The following is a 7,405-nucleotide window of genomic DNA, read 5'->3' as shown; positions in this document are numbered from 1 at the left end:
TATACATGAATCTTCAAAGGATGTTGTTGGATTCTTCACTTACAAGCTGTGAAAACAAAGAATTCGGGCTTTTCACGACGAAACATTTAAAAAAGGTCAGATGATTTTATACCTTGAAACCCTCAAATTCTAAGGTTTGAGTGTTCACAAAGAACAAAAACAAAAAAACGAGGTGTCATTACAAGATGGCTGATATGTTAGTAGTAAAAGCGAAAATTAAGGAAGTAGTTCCAGGATTCAATGTTGCAGGCGACCTCGCAGAAGCACTCTCCAACAAAGTAAACACCGCAGTTCAAGACGCAGTAGCAAGAGCTGAAGAAAACGGACGTAAAACAGTTATGGCAAAAGACGTACCTTTCTGCTTTGCTTGTGCAAAAGTAAAAGCAAAAGAAAACGTCATTGTTAAAGCGAAGGTCAAAGAAGCTGCAAAAGGTGCTAATGTTGCAGGAGATCTAGCAGATTCCCTCAACCTCGTAGCACACATGTTTCTTAAAGATGCAGCTGAACGTGCAGAATCCAACGGTCGCAAGACCATTATGGCAAAAGACCTCTAAGGTCATCTTTGCTTAATTTTTTCTCTTCTCTTTTCTTCCTTTTTCTTCTTCATTTCTTTTCTTCTCCTCCTTGTCCCTCCTTTGTTCTTGCGCAAACTATATGAATACGTTTTACCTACCTTATCTTTGTGGAGTTGCTGATCGCAGAGGGAAAGTGGGAGGAATTTTTACCTGTTGTAACAGCATCACAACAACCACCACTCACACAAGAACAAGAAGTCTTCTTAGCAAATATTCTCGCGCTTTTTGCATCAGGCATAGAAGAAAAAGGCAGGTGCACAGAACCTCTTCCAACACTTACCGCAGTTGATGTACTTCAAGCATTTGAAGAATTTCATGACGACCCTTCCTTACAATATGATTGCCACAAATACTTAGTGAGAAGCGGAACCCTTAGAAACTACCTTTCTTCCAGAGGAATTTCCATTAACTACGTTAAAGAAATGGGAAAAAACATGTACCTCAAACTTGCAGAAATGATGCGATTAAAATCCGTTGCAAGAAGGTTTCAAGATGCTGCATATTCATTTTCGGAACTCTCTGATAGATTAGCAGCACTAGATCTCTTCCAATCACAAAGCTTCTTGGAGCGAATGCGTTACGACAAAGCATTTGAAAAACAACAAAATGAGCAAGGAATATACCTTTTCAGAAGAGTTTAAACAATTATGTGATGACCTAGCACAAGGCATTGCACTACTCAATGATATTCCTTGTGAGAACGCAGTCTCTTCACTTCTCGCACCTTTTCCTGTGAGAAGAACAGTCACACTCTTCTTTGAGGATTGCGCATCTATTTTTTTAGCCCCTACTGTTGTTGAAGGTATTGAGCGTATTGTTGAAGAGGGCATTTGTGATGATGACTCTGCTCGTAGCTTCGTAGCGCTTTGTGAAGAAATCAGCCATGTCTTACTCTATGCTTCACGATTAGACGTTGGGCGAACAACATCACATGGGGAACTTGAAACCCAAGCTAACATTGATGTGTATTTCATGCTTTCATCATTCCTAATGCAGCAAAATAATCAAGATCACAAGTGGAATGGCCTTCATGAATACGTAGTAGGTCAAGTTTTTCGTGATCAATATGTTTGAGAATATTATTACGAGGCGAAAGTTGTTTCTTTACAAGCACTTCACCGATTATTACAAGAACCCTCTCGTCACTACGCGATTAGACTTTTTTTTTTACAGACAACCCTTTGCGATAAAACGAGATTATGCAAAAGGAAGACGAGCCCTTTAAACGCACTTACTCCACACTCTTCTTAATGAGTGCATCCCACTCTTTTTTACTTAGCAATCCTCTCTTAAGAACAATTTCCTCAACACTCTTCTTAGTTCTTAGAGCTTCTTGAGCTACTTGTGCTGCAGCATCATAACCAATAAGCGGGTTGAGAAGAGTTGCAAGACCATTGGAGTGATCAAAGTACTTTCTGCACTGCTCCTTGTTTGCACTAATTCCCTCAATACATTTTGTTGAGAGCATAGACAAACCATTTGTAAGAATATCAATGGAGAAAAGAAGTTTCTTTACTATGAGAGGCATCATTACGTTAAGTTCAAGCTGTCCTGCTTGTGATGCGAGTACGATAGAATGGTGGTTTCCCATTACATCATAACAAATCATATTCATACATTCAAGAATAGAAGGATTCACTTTTCCAGGCATGATTGAAGAGCCAGGCTCAACTTCTGGAAGGTGTATTTCATTAAGCCCTGCTGTAGGACCTGATGAGAGAAGGCGTAAATCATTGCAAATCTTTGTAAGATCAATGCAAAGAAGAGTAAGAGCAGAAGAGAGGTGTGCGAATTCGTAAGGGAACTGCGTCATTGCAACGTGATTCTTTGCAACCTTGAAATCGCGCTTAGTCATTGCACGCAGTTCCTTTACAATATGCTTATCATAATTCTTCGGAGCATTCACAGCAGTTCCAATAGCATTACCTCCAATACCTAGGATGAAAAGTTCCTTACTTGCTTGCTGTATGCGTGCTTTTGTTATTCTTAATTCCTGCGCATACGCTAAGAATTCTTGCCCAAGACTCATGGGCACAGCATCTTGTAAATGAGTTCTTCCAGTCTTTAACACCTTTGAAAATTCTTTTGCCTTCTTTTCAAATGTGCGAATTACAAGGTCCAGTTGTGTGTGAAAATCATCAAGGCGATCAAGCGCTGCAATTTTAAGCGCTGTTGGAATCACATTGTTTGTGCTCTGCGCGTAATTCACATCATCATTGGGATGGACGTACTCATACAATCCTTTATCATAACCTAATAATTCAAGTGCTCTATTCGCAATCACTTCATTCACATTCATATTCATGGGTGTTCCCATGCCTGCTTGTAAGTAATCTAAAATAAACTGATCATCAAACTTTCCAGTAAGTACCTCTTGACACGCTTTAATAATAGCATCTGCTTTTTTTCTTCCAAGACGTTTCCTATTAACTCTTGCAGCTGCAAGTTTTATCTGCGCAATTGCATGGTAGAAATACACCGGAGCATTCTCATGAGAAATGTGAAAATTCTCATATGCTCGTTGCGTGTGAATTCCCCAATACGCATGATCAGGGAGTTGTTTCATTCCTAAAGGGTCTTTTTCCGTCCTCATCTTTGATGTTTTTGTTCTCCTTTTGAGTATTTATGCGCCAACCCTACGCCCCACCCAACCATCCTCCAACGAAGGTCATTTGCGTTGACGGGGGGGTGGTCGGGGAAGGGTGGTCACCCTATGAATTAGGAGATGATATGCATACAACCTACTCAAGCAAGCGCTTCAATTCTTTTGCTTTGCTTGCAATAGGTATGTGTAAGGGACAGGTTTCCATAGACTTTATTTGCCTAGGAGTAAGTTTAAGCAACCCTTCATGAATAGCAGTAATATGTTCGTGCTTTTCTGCTTCTCTGGTATCAACAAAGTATTGCCACGCTTTAACAATAAGAGATGGTTTAACAGGAGTATCTTTACTATTATCATCACATACTGCGCAGAGCACACAATCTTGAGAATGGTTAATACGATCCACGATGCTTGGCATCATAACATGATCTTTTTCCTCATTTTTTATGATAAACGGTTTTATCGTTTTGAGCTCATCAAAGTATTTCTTCTCATCAACAACAAGATCTCGAATCACTCTGCCTTTTCTTGGTCCGATAACTGCATTGTTTTGTGCAAGTGTGATACAAGCAAGTGTTGCTTTTCCATTCACTGTACACCCGCAAGTTCCACAAATACCTGACCTGCAATTTTTGCGATAGGTGAAAGTAGGGTCTTGTTCTTTTATTTTGTCAAAGACGTCAAGATAGGTATCTCCCTTGGTCTTTTTCACAGTGAATGTTTGTTGCTCTTTTCCTCTAATGATGGTAATTTTCATCTAATAATGCCTCAGTTGGGGTTTGAACTTTGTTATAGTTACAGGACTCCACTCAACTCGCACTCCTTTAGGAGTGCTACTTACAAGTGTGTGTTTAAGATATTCTTCATCGTTGCGCTCCGGATAATCTGTTCTTGCATGCGCACCTCTTGATTCTCGTCGTGCAAGTGCTGCGTTAAGAAGTAATTCACAAAACGTAATGATGTTGCTGGTTTCAAATGCGGTGATAAGTTCTGTGTTAAACAAGAGTTGTTTGTCACCAACTCGTATTTTTTCTTTTTTGATTTTTTTGAGTTTTTCAAGACCTTTTTTAAGTGATTTCTCATCGCGATACACTCCACAATGCGTATTCATAATTTCTTGAACCTCTTTTCGAATTTCTTTTGGTGATCTTCCTTTTTTTCTGTTCATAAGGGTTCGGATCTGTTGTTTTACTTCATCTACTTCTTTTGAAACATCATTGGTTCTTCCTTTTGGTGTGTTTTTGAGATACTGCGCGACTTGTTTTCCACAACGTCTTCCAAAAACAATAGTTTCAAGCAAAGAATTTCCACCAAGACGATTTGCTCCATGAACTGAAACACAGGCAACCTCTCCTACTGCGAAGAGTCCTTTTGCCTTGTTCTTATGATCTAGCACTTCACAATCAACAGTAGTAGGAATACCTCCCATCGAATAATGTGCGGTAGGTGTGATGGGGATTGGTTCTTTTGCACAATCAATACCTAAAAATTGTTTAACAAGACCGCGTACTTGAGGCAGTCGTTTTTCAATTTTCGTTGCGCCTAAATGCCTCAGATCAAGAAGAACGTGATCTTTTTTTCTGCCACAGCCCCTGCCTTCTTTAAGCTCTGTTGCAATTGCACGTGCAACAACGTCTCTGCTTGCAAGCTCCATTGCTTGTGGAGCATAGCGTTTCATAAATCTCTCTCCTTTTCTATTAATTAAGTATCCTCCCTCGCCTCTTGAAGCTTCAGATACAAGAACTCCTCTGCCATAGATGCCTGTTGGGTGAAATTGCACCATTTCCAAATCCTTAAGGGGTAGGCCTTCATTTGCAACAAGTGCGAGACCATCACCTGTGTTGGTATACCCGTTTGTTGTTACTTGAAATGCGCGACCGTATCCTCCTGTTGCGAGTACAACTGCTCGTGCCCGAAGAGTGTGCAAGGTTCCTTCTTGCATGTTATATGCGATTAGTGCATGAGTTGATTTACCTCTTACAAGTCTGATGACATACCACTCTTCAAAAATAGTGATGTTCTTTTTGAGCGCTTCTCCATACGTTGTGTGTAAGAGCATGTGACCTGTGCGATCTTGCGCGTAACACGTCCGGTTAAAGTGTTGACCACCAAATGCTCGTTGCGCAATAAAACCTTGAGGAGTTCTTGAAAAAAGAACGCCTTTTTCTTCCATGTCAAGAACAACTTTTGGTGCTTCTTTACAAAGGATTTCAATTGCATCTTGATCTCCGAGGTAATCAGATCCATACACGGTATCATACATGTGGTTTTTCCAACTATCCTCTGGGTGAAGTGCAGCGTTAATACCTCCTTGAGCAGCACAACTGTGCGATCTTGTCGGGTACACTTTTGAGAGCACAGCAACAGAATATTTCTTTGGAATGGTAAGCGCTGTTTGCAAACCTGCAAGCCCTGCTCCTAGAATGATGCAATCATAAATCATTTGAGCTTCTTTTTCAACTCTTTAATCAGGGATTCAATCCGTTTAAGCTCTTTGGGATCATGACTTTTTGACTTTGAGAGTTGTTTGTGCTTTTCTTCTAGTTCATGTAATTTTTCCTGAAGTTCTTTTCGTATCTGATCTTTTTTAAGAGCTCCATCAATGAGTTCCTTGTGTTCGGGGTGGTGTTCTTTGAGTTCTTTAAGTGCTAATTGTAATGTGTGGTTGTGATCTTTGAGTTTTGCAATTTCCTCATCTTTTTTTTCAATAAGTTCTTTTGTTTCTTGAGTTATTGTGTGTAGTGCTTGTGTGAGTTCTGAGACTTGATCTTGAAGTTGTTTGATTATTTTACTTTCCGCTTTTTGCTCGTCGAGAATTTGTTTTTCTGTTTTAAATAGTGAGGAGAGTTCATCGCGCAAAGAGTTGATTTGTTCCTCAATTTCTTTTTTAGTAGATCCTTTAAAGAGACTTGTTCGTCGAAGCTCTTCAATGCGCTGGTGGATTGCAGCTTTTTTTTCTTCTCTTTGTTCAACACGTACAGCAGCGCGAGCTAAGTGCTCAACCATTGATTTCATGTGCTGCGCAGTTAGGCCGTCCATTCTACTTCATGAGTCCGCCAAGAATTGGTGTCTTCTTTGCGGGTGGAGGTGGAGGCGGAGTTGAACTCCCTGGAGGAGGTGGAAATGGTCCTTGAGGTGGAGGGGGTGGTGTAGGTGATGTTTTAGGTAGTGGGGGAGGTGTGCTTGTGGGTATGTCAGTTCCAAGAGGGGGAAGGCTCGGCTCGAAGGAACTTTTACTTTCGTTTTGCGCTCCTTGTTTATTTTGCACATAGCTTTCAATTTTTTCTAATTTTTCCTTGACCATATCTGCAACAGCGATGAGTCCTTTTGCAATTTTTTGGTTTTGCTCAATGAGTTGGTCTAACTTTTCAGCAAGAGGATCGATTTTCTTGTGGATCAGATCCTGTTCTCTGCTCTCTAGTTTCATATCTTCTGCTGCTTCCTTGAAAATACTCATCATAGTGTTGAGTGATCTTGATAGATTATCAATAGATTCTTGCAAATCTTGACCCTTTTCTGAATCCCCTAATGGGTTTTTTTTGAGTCGTTCAAGTTCTTTTCTGAGTCTTTCAAACTCTTTTTTAGAAACAATGGCGTATTCTTCTTCCACCTTAAGCCACCTCTTTTATAAGCATTATAAGCATATTACTGAGTAGTGCGCCTTCTTACTTTATAAATGTTGGGGCGGAAGGGTAGTGTAATTGTTCAAAAGTGATTATTTTAAGAGTTCGCAGATTGCTCGTACTACTTGTGCATCATATAGTTGAGTTCCTTCTTCATTGAAACCCAAAACGAAATATCTAGAATTCTCAAAGAATTCTTCTCCTTGTTGTGTTGATGCATATGATGGGGAATCTACCGCGTTGTTAGTAGTTTTTTGCATCTTGTTTAGATTGGGATGGAGTTGGTGGTTACCTCGGAGCGGACCTTGGGCAAAGAGATAGGTGGGGGTCTTGTTTTGGCGGTAAAACTCAATGATATCAAAAAATGGTTTGATGAATTGTTTGTGAAGGGGAAACTCGTCAAAGAGCATCTCGCACTTTGCTTCAAAACCTAAAACATTTTCTACGTGCTGTTTATACTGTTGTTTTTCTTGTGATGACTTGTAGAGAATGCTAAAGTTGTAACGTGGAATCGTTATTGCTTTGTAGAACTGGACTACGTCATCATTATAGTTGAGACTCAAGGGGGAGTGTTCTTGTTCTGTTATGTCTCTGATGTGTTGTTG

The 7,405-nt window shown here is 40.1% G+C and carries 9 protein-coding genes; 3 read left to right on the top strand and 6 right to left on the bottom strand.

Annotated features, from left to right (window positions below; all coding sequences use genetic code 11):
* The first annotated feature begins 338 nt into the window (after positions 1-338).
* The 3 genes from D6774_01010 (at position 339) to D6774_01000 (ending at position 1,649) form a co-directional block, all read left to right on the top strand.
* Complete coding sequence (locus tag D6774_01010) at positions 339-554, top strand: DUF1931 domain-containing protein (protein RME78506.1); 216 nt, start codon at positions 339-341, stop codon at positions 552-554.
* A gap of 128 nt (positions 555-682) precedes the next feature.
* Entirely contained in the window at positions 683-1,216 is a 534-nt protein-coding gene (locus tag D6774_01005) for a hypothetical protein (protein RME78505.1), read from the top strand.
* A complete protein-coding gene (locus D6774_01000) occupies positions 1,182-1,649 on the top strand; it encodes a hypothetical protein (protein ID RME78504.1) in 468 nt (155 codons plus the stop codon). The genes D6774_01005 and D6774_01000 overlap by 35 nt, the downstream gene beginning before the upstream one ends.
* A gap of 157 nt (positions 1,650-1,806) precedes the next feature.
* On the opposite strand, the gene D6774_00995 is transcribed toward D6774_01000, so the two are convergent.
* From D6774_00995 to D6774_00970, 6 genes are all read right to left on the bottom strand, one after another.
* Positions 1,807-3,168 carry an aspartate ammonia-lyase gene (locus D6774_00995; protein ID RME78503.1) on the bottom strand — a complete coding sequence of 454 codons (1,362 nt, stop codon included), beginning with the start codon at positions 3,166-3,168 and terminating at the stop codon, positions 1,807-1,809.
* A 148-nt stretch (positions 3,169-3,316) separates the two neighbouring features.
* Positions 3,317-3,934, bottom strand: a complete 618-nt coding sequence (locus D6774_00990; protein RME78502.1) for a succinate dehydrogenase/fumarate reductase iron-sulfur subunit — start codon at positions 3,932-3,934, stop codon at positions 3,317-3,319.
* The gene (locus tag D6774_00985; GenBank protein ID RME78501.1) at positions 3,935-5,620 is read right to left on the bottom strand and encodes an FAD-binding protein; all 1,686 of its coding nucleotides are present in this window, start codon (positions 5,618-5,620) and stop codon (positions 3,935-3,937) included.
* Positions 5,617-6,216, bottom strand: a complete 600-nt coding sequence (locus tag D6774_00980; GenBank protein RME78500.1) for a hypothetical protein — start codon at positions 6,214-6,216, stop codon at positions 5,617-5,619. Before D6774_00980 ends, D6774_00985 begins: the two co-directional genes overlap by 4 nt.
* 1 nt (position 6,217) lies before the next feature.
* A complete protein-coding gene (locus tag D6774_00975; protein ID RME78499.1) occupies positions 6,218-6,787 on the bottom strand; it encodes a hypothetical protein in 570 nt (189 codons plus the stop codon).
* 105 nt (positions 6,788-6,892) lie between these two features.
* The coding region (locus tag D6774_00970; GenBank protein RME78498.1) for a hypothetical protein at positions 6,893-7,405 on the bottom strand (513 nt) is incomplete at its 5' end.

This window comes from Candidatus Woesearchaeota archaeon, from assembly GCA_003695435.1.
Classification (GTDB): domain Archaea; phylum Nanobdellota; class Nanobdellia; order Woesearchaeales; family UBA11576; genus J101.
Note: the sequence above shows the minus strand (reverse complement) of the source record. Positions and strands in the feature narration are given on the sequence as shown.